This window comes from Streptomyces sp. NPDC048297, assembly GCF_043201585.1.
Lineage (GTDB): Bacteria > Actinomycetota > Actinomycetes > Streptomycetales > Streptomycetaceae > Streptomyces.
Genome location: NZ_JBICZA010000019.1, coordinates 148,722 through 165,936 on the forward strand (window position 1 = coordinate 148,722; position 17,215 = coordinate 165,936).

The window sequence follows — 17,215 nt, forward strand, 5'->3', positions numbered from 1 at the left end:
GGGCCCGTATGGGCCCATAGAGGACCGTAGAGGCCCGTAGCGTCCGCGGTGCGCGCCCCGGCGCGGCCTGCGCGTTCCGGGCGGCTCCACCGCCGTACGAGTGTCGTACGGCGGTTGCCCATCGACATTTACTAGGACGTCCAAGTAAATTCGATGGCATGGACGCTCACGCCATCGAGGAAGGCCGCCGGCGCTGGCAGGCCCGTTACGACGCCGCGCGCAAGCGCGACGCCGACTTCACCACGCTCTCCGGCGACCCCGTGGAGCCTGTGTACGGCCCCCGGCCGGGGGACACGTACGAGGGATTCGAGCGGATCGGCTGGCCCGGGGAGTACCCCTTCACCCGCGGCCTCTATCCGACCGGCTACCGCGGGCGTACCTGGACGATCCGGCAGTTCGCCGGGTTCGGGAACGCCGAGCAGACCAACGAGCGGTACAAGATGATCCTGGCCGCGGGCGGCGGAGGGCTGTCCGTCGCCTTCGACATGCCGACCCTCATGGGCCGCGACTCCGACGACCCGCGCTCGCTCGGCGAGGTCGGGCACTGCGGGGTCGCCATCGACTCCGCGGCCGACATGGAGGTCCTGTTCAAGGACATCCCGCTCGGTGACGTCACGACGTCCATGACCATCAGCGGGCCGGCCGTACCCGTCTTCTGCATGTACCTGGTCGCCGCCGAGCGGCAGGGAGTGGATCCCGCGGTGCTCAACGGGACCCTCCAGACCGACATCTTCAAGGAGTACATCGCCCAGAAGGAGTGGCTCTTCCAGCCCGAGCCGCACCTGCGGCTGATCGGCGACCTGATGGAGTACTGCGCGGCGGGCATCCCCGCGTACAAGCCGCTGTCCGTGTCCGGCTACCACATCCGGGAGGCCGGCTCGACGGCCGCGCAGGAGCTGGCGTACACGCTCGCGGACGGCTTCGGGTACGTGGAGCTGGGGCTCTCCCGCGGCCTCGACGTGGACGTGTTCGCGCCCGGACTTTCCTTCTTCTTCGACGCCCACGTCGACTTCTTCGAGGAGATCGCCAAGTTCCGGGCGGCCCGGCGGATCTGGGCGCGCTGGATGCGGGACGTGTACGGCGCGAAGAGCGAGAAGGCGCAGTGGCTGCGGTTCCACACCCAGACCGCCGGCGTCTCGCTGACCGCGCAGCAGCCGTACAACAACGTCGTCCGTACGGCCGTGGAGGCGCTCGCGGCGGTGCTCGGCGGGACGAACTCGCTGCACACGAATGCGCTGGACGAGACCCTCGCCCTGCCCAGCGAGCAGGCCGCCGAGATCGCGCTGCGCACGCAGCAGGTGCTGATGGAGGAGACCGGGGTCGCGGGCGTGGCCGACCCGCTGGGCGGCTCCTGGTACGTCGAGCAGCTGACGGACCGGATCGAGGCGGACGCGGAGAAGATCTTCGAGCAGATCAGGGAGCGGGGCCTGCGGGCCCATCCGGACGGACGGCACCCGGTCGGTCCGATCACCTCCGGGATCCTGCGCGGCATCGAGGACGGCTGGTTCACCGGCGAGATCGCGGAGGCCGCCTTCCGCTACCAGCAGGCGCTGGAGAAGGGCGAGAAGAGGGTCGTGGGCGTCAACGTCCACACCGGCTCGGTCACCGGGGACCTGGAGATCCTGCGGGTCAGCCACGAGGTGGAGCGCGAGCAGGTACGGGAACTCGCCGGGCGCAAGGGCGGGCGGGACGACGCCGCCGTACGCTCCGCTCTGGATGCCATGCTGGCCGCCGCGCGGGACGGCTCCAACATGATCGTACCGATGCTGGACGCGGTGCGCGCCGAGGCGACACTCGGTGAGATCTGCGGCGTGCTGCGGGACGAATGGGGGGTCTACACGGAGCCCACAGGCTTCTGAGGGACCCGCACGTCGGCTTTGCGGCTTCCCGAGGAGCGCGACCAGACGCCCGGCCGACTTCCGTGGCCGGGCGTCGTCGACCGCGATCAGGTCCGGGTACGGCTTCTGGAGCGTGGGAGCCTGGAGGGCCTCGCTCTGTTCGCATCCGCCGAGGACGACTGCGGGGCGCACGGCATTCCCGAGCGGCCCCACACGCGGAACCTCGGGAGCGGGGGCTGGGCAGCGGGAGCGGTGGTGGCGGGACGCTCGCGGTGGGTGCTGCGGACCGCGACCCCGACGAGCTGCTGACCTCGGCAGGGCGCGAACACCCCGACACGCTCGGTCGCATGGTCAAGCACTTCGCGCGCGCTCTGACGTCAACCCATGACGCGCGCTCTGACGTCAACCCATGACGCGCGCTCTGACGTCAACCCATGACGCGCGCTCTTACGTCAACCCCATGACGCGCGCTCTGACGTCAACCCATGACGCGCGCTCTGACGTCAACCCATGACGCGCGCTCGTACGTCAACCCCATGACGTACGTGACCTGTCCTTCGGCGGGCCCGCTCCGGGGCGTCGCGGCCCGGTTCGCGCCAAAGAGACACGCTCTAGCCGAGGCGCGATGCCCCTGCCAGTCCCAGCAGCAGGACGCGGGTGAAGCCGTGGACCCAGTCCTCGTCCGCCGGTTTGCCGCTGACCAGGGTGCGGTGGACCACGGCGCCCGCGACCATGTCGAAGATCAGGTCCGCCGCGCGGGCGGATTCCGCCGGGTCCGGTTCCGAGGGGAGTTCGCCGCGGCACTGGGCGCGGGCGCGGCCCTCCAGGACCAGGCGCCGCTGGCGGCCGACGATGGAGCCGCGGATGCGCTCGCGCAGGGCCTCGTCGCGGGTCGACTCCGTGACCACCGCCATCAGGCCGCTCTTGGCCTCCGGCCGGGCCAGGATGGCCGCGAACTGGAGGACCACGCCCTCGATGTCGGCGGCCAGGCTGCCGCGGTCGGGGAGTTCGAGTTCGTCGAAGAGCTCGGCGACCGCGTCGACCACCAGCTCGTTCTTGCCGGCCCAGCGCCGGTACAGCGTCGTCTTGGCGACCCCGGCCCGCGTCGCCACGTCCCCCAACGTGAGCTTGGACCAGCCCAGTTCGACCAGAGCCTCCCGCGTGGCGGCCAGGATCGCGGCGTCCGCCTCGGCGCTGCGCGGGCGCCCGGGGCGGCTGGCGGGGGTGCGGCTCTGCATCCCCTGACCATAACCGGCGCGTTGAACGGCGCAATCTGTTCGGTCGTGAGGGAGATCACCGGGCAGTGGTGTACCGCAGCCCCCTCGTGCCATTACGCTACGACTCGTAGCGAAAGCTCGTGACGGACGTACGCGAGCGGCCGTCACCGGCGTGGGGTGGGGACCCCGGCGTCACAAGACATCGCACTTTTTTCTTTCATACGCGGGAACGGGGGAGGATAGACGCATGCAGCCACGGAACATGTCCATGAGCGGCGTCGTCGACCTCGCCGCGGTGAAGGCGGCCCAGGAGGCCAAGGCCAAGGCCGAGCAGACGCGCGCCGCAGCCGCCCGGCAGGGCGGCACGGGGGCGATCTCCCCGGCCGATCTCGTCATCGACGTCGATGAGGCCGGATTCGAGCGGGACGTCCTCCAGCGGTCCGCCGAAGTGCCGGTCGTCATCGACTTCTGGGCCGAGTGGTGTCAGCCCTGCAAGCAGCTGAGCCCGGTCCTGGAGCGGCTGGCCGTCGAATACGACGGGCGCATCCTCCTCGCCAAGATCGACGTCGACGCCAACCAGATGCTGATGCAGCAGTTCGGGGTGCAGGGCATCCCGGCGGTGTTCGCCGTCGTCGCCGGCCAGGCGCTGCCCCTCTTCCAGGGCGCGGCGGGCGAGCAGGAGATCCGCCAGACCCTGGACCAGTTGGTGCAGGTCGCCGAGGAGCGGTTCGGTCTGACCGGCCTGGCCGTCGACCCGGACGCCGAGCCGGGCGCCGTCCCCCAGGAGGCGCCCGAGGGACCGCACGACGCCCTGCTGGAGGCCGCCGCGCAGGCCCTGGACGCCGGGGACCTTGGCGGGGCCGTCCAGGCGTACAAGAACGTGCTGGGCGACGACCCGGCCAACACCGAGGCCAAACTCGGGCTCGCGCAGGCCGAGTTGCTCCAGCGGGTGCAGAACATGGACCCGCAGAAGGTGCGCGCGGACGCGGCCGGGAAGCCGGCCGACGCGGCCGCCCAGATCGCGGCGGCCGACCTGGACCTGGTGGGCGGTCACGTCGAGGACGCCTTCGGGCGGCTCATCGAGGCCGTGCGGCGTACGGCGGGCGACGACCGGGACAGCGTCCGGCGCCGGCTGCTGGAGCTGTTCGAGGTCGTGGGGCCCGAGGATCCGCGTGTGGTGGGGGCGCGACGGGCGCTGGCGCGCGCCTTGTTCTGACCAGTCGCTAAACGCCACGGCTTGTGATGCCGGGGTGAAAGATTTACCGATGAACCGTCAGCACGGCTTCGCTTTACCAAATCTTGGTAATCGCGCATGCTGTTACTCGGAGTAAATCAAGGCCGTTGATCTGTCTGGTTTCGACCAGGGATCAACGGCTTTGTTCTGCCCTTGGGCGGCACCCTGTGTCGCGCCTCGAAAGCGTTCGGCCGTGGCTCGGTTATCCGTCCGTTACTAGCGAGTAACGAACCCCCTTGTGCCCGGCGCGAGAATGCACCACGATCGGCGACGCTCGGTCCATTCCCGTACCCCGGCAACCGGTCGGGTCGCGGGAGAACCTGGGTCCCCACCGAGCAGGGCCGGCGGCAGGAGCGCCGGCTCTAGGGCAGGGGGGTCTTCGCCTCACCGGCGAAGCCTGTCCGGAAGGTTGTGCGTGATGCGTGTCAGGCGCGACCAGTGGTTGTCGCTCGGGGGTGATCGCCGGTGATTCGGGCGCTGTTGGCGCCACCGAGCGCAGGCGCTCTCCTTCCCGAGGACGTAGCACTTCTCCCATCCCTGTCCGGCTGAGCCGCCGACCGGTTCGAGCGCGGGCCAGGAGATGTACGTCCGAGAAGGAGGAAATATGGAGTCCCAGGTGCGTGGCGGGACCAGATGGAAGCGCTTCGCTGTGGTCATGGTGCCCAGCGTCGCCGCTACGGCCGCGATAGGTGTCGCCCTCGCGCAGGGCGCTCTCGCTGCTTCGTTCAGCGTTTCCGGTCAGTCGTTCAAGGTGAGCGCGGACCGGCTCGAAGGCAAGGGCTTCGAACAGTACGGGGCCATCGACAACGGTTACACCCTGGACGGCAAGAAGACCGCCCACCCGGTGGCCGTCTCGGCGTTCAGCCACGCCGAGATCACCAACCTGTGCCAGTCCGTGGTCACCCCGGACGTGCCGGTCTTCGGCAAGGTCAGCCTGATCCTGCGGGCCGGCGCCGGCGAGAAGCACGTCCAGGCCGACCGGATCTACATCGACGTCGCGGACCTCAACGCCGACGCGACCTTCAACAACATCGACATCGGTGTTGCCGCCAAGGACGCCGGCAAGGGTCCGGGCATGAAGGGTGGCAGCGAGCAGGCCAACCCGTACGGCTTCGCGCAGCAGGCCGACTCGGCCACGCTGCTCAACGTGAAGCAGACGGCCTGGGCGACCACCGCCGGTACCTTCGAGCTCAGCGGGCTGCACATGTCGCTGTCGACGGAAGGCAAGGAGTGCTACTAAGCACTCGCTGACGGGCGGGGGAGCCACTGGCGCCCCCGCCTGTCCCTACTCCGGCCGCGTCTTCACGCGCGGCACACATCACCACCACAGCAACGCCGCACCAGGGAGCTGTTTTCCATGAGCGCCGAGACCCCTGCCGCCGCACCCGGCCAGTTCACCCACCGGAGGCAGCAGTTCCGCGCCTGGCGGGGTGACCGTCCGTTCTGGGCCGGTCTGTACGTCCTGCTCAGCGGCCTTCCGATCATCTACTTCCCGTACTTCCACCTGCAGGTGGGCCACCTGACCCTGGCGATGGCGACCACGGCGGGAGCGGGATCCCTGATCATCGGCGTGCTGCTCATCGTCCTGGGCATCAGCCTCTGGTTCCAGAAGCACATCCGGACCTTCGCGGGTGTCGCGGCGATCCTGCTGGCGCTGGTGTCCCTCCCCGTGTCCAACTTCGGTGGCTTCATCATGGGCTTCCTGCTCGCCCTCGTCGGCGGTGCGATGGCCGTCTCGTGGGCCCCGGGCGGGACGCCGCAGCCGGAGCCGCCGGCCAAGGCCGCCCCGGGCGAGGGCGACGCCCCCGCGACCGCGCCGCTGCCCCACCAGGCGGCGGACGGGGCGTACGAGGCGAATGACCTGTCAGGAACGAGCCCGGCCAACGGGGCGAACGGGAGGCACAGTGCCGGCTGACGAGGTGACCCACGGGACCGATGTGGACGGGGCCCGTGAGAGAACCAGGGCCCGCCACGCGGCACCCAAGAAGCCGCTGTTCACCAGGTTCCACATGCCGGCGGGCAAGGCGATCGCCTCCGTGGCCATGCCCACGGCGGTGCTGGTGGGCCTGGGCTTCACATCCTCGCTCGCCCTCGCCGACAACGGCGGCGGCGGCACGGCGACGGCCAACAGCCAGAAGGCCTCGGACTACAAGGACTGCGTCGCGGCGCTGGACGGCTCCAAGGACGCCTCCGCCTCGCCCTCGCCGTCCGAGAGCCCGTCCGCCGACAAGGCCACGCCGAGCCCGTCCGCTTCGGCGTCCGCCGACGCGAAGGACACCACGGGCGCCAAGGACACGGGCGCCAAGGACACCAAGGACTCGGGCACGACGTCGTCCTCGGGCACCGGTTCCGGTTCCGGCGACACGGCCACGCCCGAGCCGACGGCGACCTCCGGATCCTCGGACTCCGCCGGCACCAGCACGCCCGCCCCGTCGGCGTCCAAGAACAGCGGCGGTCTGCTCGGCGCGGTCGGTGACACGCTCGGCGGCCTCCTCGGGGGCGGCAGCACGAGCTCCGGTACGTCCGCGAGCCCGAGCCCGTCCGCGTCCTCGTCCGGTACGTCCGCCACGTCGTCGCCGGACGCCTCGGCGTCCCCGGGCAAGACCGGCGGCACCCTCACGGACACCGTCGGCAAGGTCACCGACACCGTCGGCAAGACCGCCGGCAAGGTCACGGACACCGTCAAGGACACCACCGACGGGGTCTCCAAGACGGTCCAGGACACCACCGGCGCGGTCACGGGCGCGGCCTCCGCGGCCACGTCCGGCGCCTCCGCCGGTGCCGTCCCGGACAACTGCGAGCAGGCCACCGACGACGTCAGCGGCGTCGACAACAAGGTGCCGGTGGCGGACGACCCCTGGTACCTGAACGCCAGCTCGCTGCTGCTCAAGGGCGCCGACTACCAGGGCATCGTCGAGGTGAAGACGGCCAACGGCTCCACCAAGAAGGTGCTGAAGTACGTCATCTCCGGCGGCACCGACATCGGTGACCTGCACCAGACGGTGAAGGACAAGCTGTCGGGCAAGACGTACCACGTGCAGGCGGCGGCCGGTTCGACGTCGACCATCCGCGACGGCGACACCGTGTTCTACACCGAGAGCATCTCGGGCAACCTGTTCGGCCTGGTCCCGCTGACCTTCAGCCCGGACAGCCCGCCCCCGCTGAACCTCCCGCTGATCTACTTCACCAACGTCAAGGTGGTCCAGGCCGCTCAGTTCGGTGGCAACCTGCACGTGCCCGGGATGCACGTGTACACCACCGACAACTGACCGGTCCCGCAAGCCGGTCCGGGAGCCGCACAAGCCGTGGCCCGGTCCTCCTCAGGGAGGGCCGGGCCACGGTGCGTCGCGCTGCGGGGGCGTCAGGCGGGGTCGCCGCCGCCCACATGGTGGACCCGCACCATGTTGGTGGTGCCGGGGACGCCGGGGGGCGAGCCGGCGGTGATGATCACCGTGTCGCCCGCGTTGAAGCGGTTGAGCTTGGCCAGCTCCTGGTCGACCATCTCCACCATCTCGTCGGTGCTGTTCACGAACGGCACCACGTGCGACTCCACGCCCCAGCTGAGGGTCAGCTGGTTGCGGGTGCCTTCGTCGGTGGTGAAGGCGAGGATCGGCTGGGCCGCGCGGTAGCGGGACAGCCGGCGGGCGGTGTCACCGGACTTGGTGAAGGCGATCAGGCCCTTGCCGCCGAGGAAGTCGGCGATCTCGCAGGCCGCGCGGGCCACCGAACCGCCCTGCGTGCGCGGCTTCTTGCCGGGCACGAGCGGCTGCAGGCCCTTGGAGAGCAGCTCCTGCTCGGCCGCCTGGACGATCTTCGACATCGTCTTCACGGTCTCGACCGGGTAGGCGCCCACGCTCGACTCGGCGGACAGCATGACCGCGTCGGCGCCGTCCAGGATCGCGTTGGCCACGTCGGAGGCCTCGGCGCGGGTCGGACGGGAGTTGGTGATCATCGACTCCATCATCTGGGTCGCCACGATCACCGGCTTGGCGTTGCGCCGGCACAGCTCGATCAGGCGCTTCTGCACCATGGGGACCTTCTCCAGCGGGTATTCGACGGCGAGGTCGCCACGGGCGACCATCACGCTGTCGAACGCCATCACGACGTCCTCCATGTTCTCGACCGCCTGCGGCTTCTCCACCTTGGCGATCACCGGGACCCGGCGGCCCTCCTCGTCCATGACCTTGTGGACGTCCTGGATGTCCTTGGCGTCGCGGACGAAGGACAGCGCGACCATGTCGCAGCCCATGCGGAGGGCGAAGCGCAGGTCCTCGACGTCCTTCTCGGACAGCGCGGGCACGTTGACGGCCGCGCCGGGCAGGTTGATGCCCTTGTGGTCGGAGACGACACCGCCCTCGATGACGATCGACCGCACCCGGGGGCCCTCGACGTCCAGCACCTTCAGCTCGACGTTGCCGTCGTTGATCAGGATCTGGTCGCCGCGCGAGACGTCACCCGGCAGCCCCTTGTAGGTCGTTCCGCACATGTGCTTGTCGCCCGGGACGTCCTCGGTCGTGATGACGAACTCGTCACCGCGCTCCAGTTCGACCGGACCCTCGGCGAAGGTCTCCAGGCGGATCTTCGGGCCCTGGAGGTCGGCGAGGACACCGATGGCCCGGCCGGTCTCCTTGGACGCGGCCCGGACACGGTCGTACCGCGCCTGGTGCTCGGCGTGGGTGCCGTGGCTGAAGTTGAACCGGGCCACGTTCATGCCCGCCTCGATCATGGCGACGAGCATCTCGTGGGTGTCGACCGCGGGGCCGAGAGTACAGACGATTTTCGAACGGCGCATGGGGCGATCCTATCGGTTTGTTTCGCTGCGGAATATTCCGTCTGACGGAAGATACAAATGGGCGGACATGCGCTCAGGCGTGTTACTGCGCTGTATTGTTCAGCCGCTCTTTTCGACCAGCGCATACGTCTGTGTGGCGATCTCCAGTTCCTCGTCGGTCGGCACCACCGCGACCGCGACCCGCGCGGAATCGGGCGAGATCAGCCGGGGCCCGTCGCCGCGTACGGCGTTCCGCCCGGCGTCGACCTCCAGGCCCAGGCCCGCCAGCCCCCCGATCGCGGCCTCGCGCACCGGCGCCGCGTTCTCCCCGACGCCCGCCGTGAAGACGACGGCGTCCACCCGGCCGAGTACCGCGTAATAGGCGCCGATGTACTTCTTGATCCGGTGAATGTAAATGTCGAAGGCGAGCCGGGCCACTTCGTCGCCCTCGTCGACGCGGCGCCGGATCTCGCGCATGTCATTGTCCCCGCACAAACCGAACAGACCGCTCATCTTGTTGAGAAGAGTGTCGACTTCGTCCATGGACATTCCGCCAACGCGCTCCAAATGGAAGATGACCGCCGGATCCAGATCACCCGAGCGCGTCCCCATCACGAGCCCCTCCAGCGGCGTCATCCCCATGGAGGTGTCCACACAGCGGCCCCGCTCCACCGCCGCGGCGGAGGCGCCGTTGCCGAGGTGCAGCACGATCACGTTCACCTCGGACGGGTCCTTGCCCAGCAGCCGCGCGGTCTGCCGGGACACGTACGCGTGCGAGGTGCCGTGGAAGCCGTAGCGGCGGATGCGGTAGCGGTCGGCGATCTTCGGGTCGATCGCGTAGCGCGCCGCCGACTCCGGCATCGTCGTGTGGAACGCCGTGTCGAACACCGCGACCTGCGGCAGGTCCGGACGCAGTGCCCGCGCGGTGCGGATGCCCGTCAGGTTGGCCGGGTTGTGCAGCGGGGCGACCGGGACCAGCCGCTCGATCTCGGCGAGGACCGCGTCGTCGATCACGGTGGGCTCGGTGAAGAACATGCCGCCGTGCACCACCCGGTGCCCGATCGCGGCCAGCTCCGGAGAGTCGAGACCCAGGCCGTCCCGGTGCAGCTCCTCGCCGACCGCCTTCAGGGCCGCCTCGTGGTCGGCGATCGGGGCCCGCTGCTCACGCATCTCGCCGGTGACCCGGCAGGTGTGCTTCAGCCGCGAGGTCTGCTCGCCTATGCGCTCGACCAGACCCACCGCCAGACGGCTGCTGTCCCGCATGTCCAGCAGCTGGTACTTCACCGACGAGGAGCCGGAGTTGAGGACGAGGACACGGGTGGGGGAACTCACTGCTGAGACGCCTCCTCGGTCGGGTGCTGGGCCTGGATCGCCGTGATGGCGACGGTGTTGACGATGTCCTGGACGAGCGCGCCCCGGGACAGGTCGTTGACCGGCTTGCGCAGACCCTGCAGCACCGGGCCGACGGCGATCGCGCCGGCCGAGCGCTGCACGGCCTTGTACGTGTTGTTACCTGTATTGAGGTCCGGGAAGATCAGAACCGTTGCCTGCCCGGCGACATCGGAGTCCGGCAGCTTGGTCGCCGCGACGGACGGCTCCACGGCCGCGTCGTACTGGATCGGCCCCTCGATCTTCAGGTCGGGGCGGCGCGAGCGCGCCAGCTCGGTCGCCTCGCGCACCTTGTCCACGTCGACGCCGGAACCCGACGTACCCGTGGAGTACGACAGCATCGCGATCCGCGGCTGGACACCGAACCGCGCGGCCGTGCCCGCCGACTGCACCGCGATGTCCGCCAGCTGCTCGGCGTCCGGGTCCGGGTTGACCGCGCAGTCGCCGTAGACGAGCACCTTGTCGGCCAGGCACATGAAGAACACCGACGACACGATCGAGGAACCCGGCGTGGTCCTGATGATCTCGAAGGCGGGCCGGATCGTCGCGGCCGTGGAGTGCACCGAACCGGACACCATGCCGTCCGCCAGGCCCTGCTCGACCATCAGCGTGCCGAAGTAGTTCACGTCGGAGACGACGTCGTAGGCCAGTTCCACCGTGACGCCCCGGTGCGCGCGCAGTTCGGCGTACCTCTCGGCGAAGGAGTCGCGCAGCTCGGAGGTGGCCGGGTCGATCAACTGGCTGTCACCGAGGTCGATGCCGAGGTCGGCGGCCTTCTTGCGGATCAGGTCGACCGGTCCGAGCAGGGTCAGGTCGCACACGCCCCGGCGCAGCAGCACCTCGGCCGCGTGCAGCACCCGTTCCTCGGTGCCCTCCGGCAGCACCACCCGGCGCCGGTCCGCGCGGGCCCGCTCCAGCAGCTTGTGCTCGAACATCATCGGGGTGACCCGGTCGCCGCTCGGCGCCGAGACCCGGCGGGCCAGGTCGGCGGTGTCGGTGTACCGCTCGAACAGGCCGAGCGCGGTCTCCGCCTTGCGCGGGGTCGCCGCCGTCATCTTCCCCTCCAGGGAGAAGAGCTGCTCGGCGGTCGGGAAGCTGTTGCCGGCCACCGAGAGCACCGGGGTGCCGGGCGCGAGCCGGGCGGCCAGGGTGAGGATCTCCTCGCTCGGCACCTCGTTCAGGGTCAGCAGCACACCGGCGATCGGCGGGGTGCCGGCGCTGTGCGCGGCCAGCGAGCCGACGACCAGGTCGGCGCGGTCCCCGGGGGTGACGACCAGGCAGCCCGGGGTCAGGGCGGGCAGGAGCTTCGGCAGCATCGCGCCGCCGAAGACGAAGTCCAGCGCGTCGCGGGCGAGCCCGGACTCGTCGCCGAGCAGCACCCGGGCGCCGAGGACCTGGCCGATCTGCGCGACCGTCGGCGCGGACAGCGCGGGGTCGTCGGGCAGCACGGAGGCGGGGACGGGGAGGCGGCCCGCCAGCCGCTCGGCTATCGCGTCGCGGTCCTCGCGGGCCACCCGGTTGGCGACCATGGCCAGCACGTCGCAGCCCAGGCCGTCGTAGGCGCGGAAGGCGTTGCGGGTCTCGGCCAGCACCGATTCCGCCGTCTGCCCGCGGCCGCCCACCACGGGGATCACGGACGCGCCGAACTCGTTGGCCAGCCGCGCGTTCAGGGCGAGTTCGTCGGGCAGCTGGGTGCCGGCGAAGTCGGTGCCGAGGACCAGGACGACGTCGTAGTCGCGGGCCACCAGGTGGAAGCGGTCCACCAGTGTGGAGACCAGTTCGTCCGTGCCCCGCTCGGCCTGGAGCGCGGACGCCTCGTGGTAGTCCATGCCGTAGACCGTGGCGGGGTCCTGGGAGAGCCGGTAGCGCGACCGCAGCAGCTCGAACATCCGGTCGGGCCGGTCGTGCACGAGCGGACGGAACACCCCCACCCGGTCGACCTGCCGGGTCAGCAGCTCCATGACCCCCAGCTCGACGACCTGGCGGCCGTCGCCGCGGTCGATCCCGGTCACGTACACGCTGCGCGTCACGCGTAGTCTCCGATCCTTCTCGTCCTGCGCGTCCTGCGCGGTCCTGCTCGTCCTGCTCGCCGTGCTCGTCCTGCGCGGTGCATCTCGCGGGCTGGACCCTGTCATAAAAATCGCCCACCGAGGTGAGCTGAACCATCTTGACAATACCCCTGAGGGCAGCTAATGCGCCCGTCAGGGCAGTGTGGTTCCGCTCCGTCCCCGGACCGTGCTCGGACCTCCGGGAGCGTGACAGAATCGAAGCGGCTCACCGGTACCGACAGCGAGCAGGAGACACAGCACGATGCGCATCGGAGTTCTCACCGCAGGCGGCGACTGCCCCGGCCTGAACGCCGTGATCCGTTCGGTCGTGCACCGCGCGGTGGCGCAGTACGGCGACGAGGTCATCGGCTTCGAGGACGGCTACCGGGGCCTGCTCGACCGTCACTACCGCGCCCTCGACCTGGACGCGGTCAGTGGCATCCTGGCCCTCGGCGGCACCATCCTCGGCTCCTCCCGGCTGGAGCGCGACCGGCTGCGCGAGGCCTGCGATCGGGCCACCGACATGGTCGAGGAGTTCGGCATCGACGCGCTGATCCCGATCGGTGGCGAGGGCACGCTCACCGCGGCCCGCATGCTCTCCGACGCGGGCCTGCCCGTCGTCGGCGTCCCGAAGACCATCGACAACGACATCTCCGGCACCGACCGCACCTTCGGCTTCGACACCGCCGTCGGCGTGGCCACCGAGGCGATGGACCGCCTCAAGACCACCGCCGAGTCCCACCAGCGCGTGATGGTCGTCGAGGTCATGGGCCGGCACGCCGGCTGGATCGCCCTGGAGTCCGGCATGGCCGCCGGCGCCCACGGCATCTGCCTGCCCGAGCGCCCCTTCGACCCCGCCGACCTGGTCAAGATGGTCGAGGAGAGGTTCTCCCGCGGCAAGAAGTTCGCCGTCGTCTGCGTCGCCGAGGGCGCCCACCCCGTCGAGGGCACCATGGACTACGGCAAGGGCGAGATCGACCAGTACGGCCACGAGCGCTTCCAGGGCATCGGCACCGCGCTCGCCTACGAACTCGAACGGCGCCTCGGCAAGGAGGCCAAGCCGGTCATCCTCGGCCACGTCCAGCGCGGCGGCGTCCCCACCGCGTACGACCGCGTCCTCGCCACCCGCTTCGGCTGGCACGCCGTCGAGGCCGCCCACTGCGGCGACTTCGGCCGGATGACCGCGCTGCGCGGCACCGACATCGACATGGTGCCGCTCGCCGACGCGGTCACCGAGCTGAAGACGGTCCCGCAGGACCGCATGGACGAGGCGGAGTCGGTCTTCTAGGGGGCGGTCCAAGGGGGCCGGTCCAAGGGGTCCGTCCAAGGGAGCCCGGGTCCCCAAGGGGGCTCTTCCGGGGGGATTTCAGGGAGCGGCGAGCGCCCAGAAACGGTCGACGATCCCGTCGAGGAACTCGTGACCCGAGTCGCCCGAAGCGGTGGCCGCCCTGTTCCCGCCCCAGTTGAGGCTGGCCACCATCTGCCCCTGGTAGTCCGTGTGCAACTGCCGCAGGGCGTCCTCCAGCAACCCCCGCTGAAGGGGCACCGTCCTGGCGACCGGCCGCACATAGGCCTGCCATCGCGTGGTCACCGCGCTGCGCAGCAGCTCGGCCAGCCTGCCCTCCTGCCCGGTCACGCTGACGAAATCCGGCAGCGAGAGCTGAAGCACCTCGGCGAGGGCGGCGGACTGGCGCTCGTTGCCGCGCCATTCGCCGCTCTCCTCCATCCGCAGATACGCGCGGTGCTCCAGACCGGCCGCACGGGCCACGTCCTCGCTGGCGAGCTCGCGGGAGACGCGGTGCTCGCGCAAGGTCCGCGGACGAGCGATGAGTTCACCCGGGGAACACCACAACACACCAGCGAGAGCGGTGAGTTCGGGGTCGCTGGGTGCGACGGCGCCTCGCTCCCAGGCGACGACGAGACCGGGCGTGACATGGGGCAGACCGTACGAGGCCCGCATGCCGTAGGCGACATGTTCGGGGCCCATGCCGAGTGCGGCGCGCAGTCTGCGGGCGGCGAGGGCGTCGAACGGGAGAGCCGGGGGCCGGGCTGAGGGTTGGCGCACCTCGCACAGGCTAGCGGTGCGCGGCGGTGCCGGCCACGGTCCGTTCGCACGAGATCACCCATCGTGGATTCGTACCTCTCACCCCTTCACCGCACCCCTTCACCGCACCTCTTCACCGCACCTCTTCGCCTCACCTCTTCGCCTCACTCCTTCACCCCACCCCTTCGCCTCACCCCCCACCTCACCCCGTCACCGCCCCTGCGGCACCCACTGATAGACCAGTTCCGGCCTGCCCACCTGCCCGTACAGCGGACTGCGTCCGGCTCTGCCCGCGTCCACCAGGTGCTCCAGATACCGGCGGGCGGTGATCCGCGAGATCCCGACCGCCACCGCGAGCCCCGCCGCGGTCAGCCCCTGCGACGACTCCCGCAGCGCCACCGTGACCCGCTCCAGCGTCGGTCCGCTCAGCCCCTTCGGGAGGGCCGCCGGTGAGGGGGCGCGCAGGACGGCGAGGGCGCGGTCGACCTCGTCCTGGCCGCTGGCCTCGCCGGCCGCCGCGTGGAACTCGGCGTACCGCACGAGCCGGTCCCGCAGCGTAGCGAAGGTGAAGGGCTTGAGTACGTACTGGACGACGCCCAGGGAGACGCCCTCGCGGACGACGGCGAGGTCGCGCGCCGAGGTCACCGCGATGACGTCGGCGTGATGCCCGGCCGCCCGCAGCGAACGGGCGAACTGCAGGCCGTGGACGTCCGGCAGATGCAGGTCCAGGAGCAGGAGGTCCACCGCCGTACGGTCCAGGACACGGCGGGCTTCCGCGCCCGTGTGCGCCTTGCCGACCGCGACGAACCCCGGGACCCGCCCGACGTACATCACGTGCGCGTCGGCGGCCACGGGGTCGTCCTCGACCACGAGGACCCGGATCGGCCGGGGGTCCGTCATGCGTCGCCTCCCCGGGCCGGGGAGTTCCCCGCCGCCGTGCGCAACGGCAACCGCACCTCGAACACCGCGCCACCCTCCTCCGAGGCCGACCCCGACTCGGACCCCGACTCCGACCCGGACCCCGACTCCGTCACCGGCTCCGAATCCGCCGCCACCGTCAACGTACCGCCGAGCCGGGTGACCGTCTGGCGGACCAGGGCGAGCCCCAGGCCCCGCCCGCCCGGTCCGGCCGGCTTCGTCGAGAACCCGCGCTGGAACACCAGGTCCGCGTGGGCGGGCTCGACACCGGGTCCGGTGTCCGCGACGCGCAGCACCAGCTCGGTGTCCGCGGCGTACCTCGCCGTCACGGTCACCCGGGCCCGTACGCTTCCCTGGGCCGCGTCGACCGCGTTGTCGATCAGGTTGCCCAGGATGGTCACCAGGTCACGGGCCGCGAGGCCGGGCGGGAGCACGCCGTCGTCCAGCCGGCTGTCCGGCGACAGCACCAGCTCGACGCCCCGCTCGTTGGCCTGCGCCGTCTTGCCCAGCAGGAGCGCGGCCAGCACCGGTTCGCCCACCGCGGCCACCACCTGGTCGGTGAGCGCCTGTGCCAGCTCCAGTTCCGCCGTCGCGAACTCCACCGCCTCCTCGGCCCGGCCCAGCTCGATCAGCGAGACCACCGTGTGCAGCCGGTTGGCCGCCTCGTGCGCCTGGGAGCGCAGGGCCTGCGTGAAGCCGCGCTCGGAGTCCAACTCGCCCGTCAGGGACTGGAGTTCGGTCACATCGCGGAGGGTGGCCACCGTGCCGCGATGCTCGCCGCCGGACACCGGCGAGGTGTTGACGACCAGCACTCGCGCCGACGTCAGATGCACCTCGTCCACGCGCGGCAGGGACGACAGCAGCGCCCCCGTCAGCGGAGCCGGCAGGCCCAGGTCGGCGACCGAGCGCCCGACCACGTCCTCGTCGGGGCCGACGCCCAGCAGGTGCCGCCCGCCGTCGTTGATCAGCGCCACCCGGTACTGCCCGTCGAGCATCAAGAGCCCCTCGCGCACCGCGTGCAGCGCCGCCTGGTGGTAGTCGTGCATCCGGCTCAGCTCGGTCGCGTTCATGCCGTGGGTGTGACGGCGCAGCCGCGCGTTGATCACGTACGTGCCGAACGCGCCCAGCAGCAGGGTGCCGCCGGCCACCCCGAGCAGGGCCGTGACCTGGTCCTGGACCCGTGCGCTGATCGCCTCCACCTTGATGCCGGCACTGACCAGGGCGACGATCCGGCCGTTCTCCTCCACCGGGGTCACCGCGCGCACGGACGGGCCGAGGGTGCCGGTGTACGTCTCGGTGAAGGTGCGGCCGTGCTGGGCGGGGCCGATGCGGCCGAGGAAGGGCTTGCCGATCTGACCCGGGTCGGGGTGGGTCCAGCGGATGCCCTGCGGATCCATGATCGTGACGAAGTCGACGTCCGCGTCCCGCATGACCTGGAGCGCGTACGGCTCCAGCTCGGCCGTGGGGTCGGGGGTGTGCAGCGCCGAGCGCACCGAGGGGGCGTCCGCGATCGACCGGGCCACCGCGAGGACCTGGCGGACCGCCGCGTCCTCGGCCTGCCGCTGGTCGCTGAGGTAGGTGAACAGCGCGTATCCGGCCACGACCACCGCTATCAGCACGGCCTGCATGGCGAAGAGCTGGCCCGCCAGGCTGCGGGGGCGGGACACGGACGGGAAACGCATGTGTGCAGTGTGCCTCCCGGTTGAGCGTGAACTAAATGAACGCAAGGGTGACCGCGCTCACAGACAGGGAGATA

13 protein-coding genes are annotated in these 17,215 nt (G+C 70.7%); 6 read left to right on the plus strand and 7 right to left on the minus strand.

The features are described 5' to 3' along the window. The first annotated feature begins 158 nt into the window (after positions 1-158). Positions 159-1,859, plus strand: coding sequence for a methylmalonyl-CoA mutase (locus ACGFYV_RS22135; RefSeq protein WP_393880119.1), 1,701 nt, complete (start codon positions 159-161; stop codon positions 1,857-1,859). A 590-nt stretch (positions 1,860-2,449) separates the two neighbouring features. On the opposite strand, the gene ACGFYV_RS22140 is transcribed toward ACGFYV_RS22135, so the two are convergent. Next, positions 2,450-3,076 carry a TetR/AcrR family transcriptional regulator gene (locus tag ACGFYV_RS22140; RefSeq protein WP_393880120.1) on the minus strand — a complete coding sequence of 209 codons (627 nt, stop codon included), beginning with the start codon at positions 3,074-3,076 and terminating at the stop codon, positions 2,450-2,452. A 226-nt stretch (positions 3,077-3,302) separates the two neighbouring features. On the opposite strand from ACGFYV_RS22140, the gene ACGFYV_RS22145 reads away from it, so the two are divergent. The 4 genes from ACGFYV_RS22145 to ACGFYV_RS22160 all read left to right on the plus strand — a co-directional run bounded on the left by ACGFYV_RS22145 (position 3,303) and on the right by ACGFYV_RS22160 (position 7,558). Further along, a complete protein-coding gene (locus ACGFYV_RS22145) occupies positions 3,303-4,271 on the plus strand; it encodes a tetratricopeptide repeat protein (RefSeq protein WP_393880121.1) in 969 nt (322 codons plus the stop codon). 622 nt (positions 4,272-4,893) lie between these two features. Then, positions 4,894-5,529, plus strand: a complete 636-nt coding sequence (locus ACGFYV_RS22150; RefSeq protein ID WP_393880122.1) for a DUF6230 family protein — start codon at positions 4,894-4,896, stop codon at positions 5,527-5,529. 117 nt (positions 5,530-5,646) lie between these two features. Continuing rightward, complete coding sequence (locus ACGFYV_RS22155; protein ID WP_393880123.1) at positions 5,647-6,204, plus strand: DUF6114 domain-containing protein; 558 nt, start codon at positions 5,647-5,649, stop codon at positions 6,202-6,204. Continuing rightward, on the plus strand, positions 6,194-7,558 hold the full coding sequence (locus tag ACGFYV_RS22160; RefSeq protein ID WP_393880124.1) for a hypothetical protein: 1,365 nt from the start codon (positions 6,194-6,196) through the stop codon (positions 7,556-7,558). Before ACGFYV_RS22155 ends, ACGFYV_RS22160 begins: the two co-directional genes overlap by 11 nt. A gap of 92 nt (positions 7,559-7,650) precedes the next feature. Here the strand turns inward: ACGFYV_RS22160 and pyk are convergent, their stop codons facing one another. From pyk to pta, 3 genes are all read right to left on the minus strand, one after another. Then, positions 7,651-9,081, minus strand: a complete 1,431-nt coding sequence (gene pyk, locus ACGFYV_RS22165; RefSeq protein WP_393880125.1) for a pyruvate kinase — start codon at positions 9,079-9,081, stop codon at positions 7,651-7,653. Between the two features lie 99 nt (positions 9,082-9,180). Beyond that, entirely contained in the window at positions 9,181-10,392 is a 1,212-nt protein-coding gene (locus tag ACGFYV_RS22170) for an acetate kinase (RefSeq protein ID WP_393880126.1), read from the minus strand. Continuing rightward, a complete protein-coding gene (gene pta / locus ACGFYV_RS22175) occupies positions 10,389-12,479 on the minus strand; it encodes a phosphate acetyltransferase (protein WP_393880127.1) in 2,091 nt (696 codons plus the stop codon). The genes ACGFYV_RS22170 and pta overlap by 4 nt, the downstream gene beginning before the upstream one ends. 280 nt (positions 12,480-12,759) lie before the next feature. Here pta and ACGFYV_RS22180 point away from each other — a divergent pair, with 280 nt between their 5' ends. Beyond that, positions 12,760-13,785: an ATP-dependent 6-phosphofructokinase gene (locus tag ACGFYV_RS22180; protein ID WP_393880128.1), complete on the plus strand. Its 1,026-nt coding sequence runs from the start codon at positions 12,760-12,762 to the stop codon at positions 13,783-13,785. Positions 13,786-13,863: 78 nt separating this feature from the next. On the opposite strand, the gene ACGFYV_RS22185 is transcribed toward ACGFYV_RS22180, so the two are convergent. The 3 genes from ACGFYV_RS22185 to ACGFYV_RS22195 all read right to left on the minus strand — a co-directional run bounded on the left by ACGFYV_RS22185 (position 13,864) and on the right by ACGFYV_RS22195 (position 17,141). Continuing rightward, a complete protein-coding gene (locus ACGFYV_RS22185) occupies positions 13,864-14,562 on the minus strand; it encodes a helix-turn-helix domain-containing protein (RefSeq protein WP_393880129.1) in 699 nt (232 codons plus the stop codon). Between the two features lie 189 nt (positions 14,563-14,751). Continuing rightward, positions 14,752-15,441: a response regulator gene (locus ACGFYV_RS22190; protein WP_393880130.1), complete on the minus strand. Its 690-nt coding sequence runs from the start codon at positions 15,439-15,441 to the stop codon at positions 14,752-14,754. Continuing rightward, the gene (locus ACGFYV_RS22195) at positions 15,438-17,141 is read right to left on the minus strand and encodes an ATP-binding protein (RefSeq protein WP_393880131.1); all 1,704 of its coding nucleotides are present in this window, start codon (positions 17,139-17,141) and stop codon (positions 15,438-15,440) included. Before ACGFYV_RS22195 ends, ACGFYV_RS22190 begins: the two co-directional genes overlap by 4 nt. Positions 17,142-17,215 lie beyond the last annotated feature (74 nt).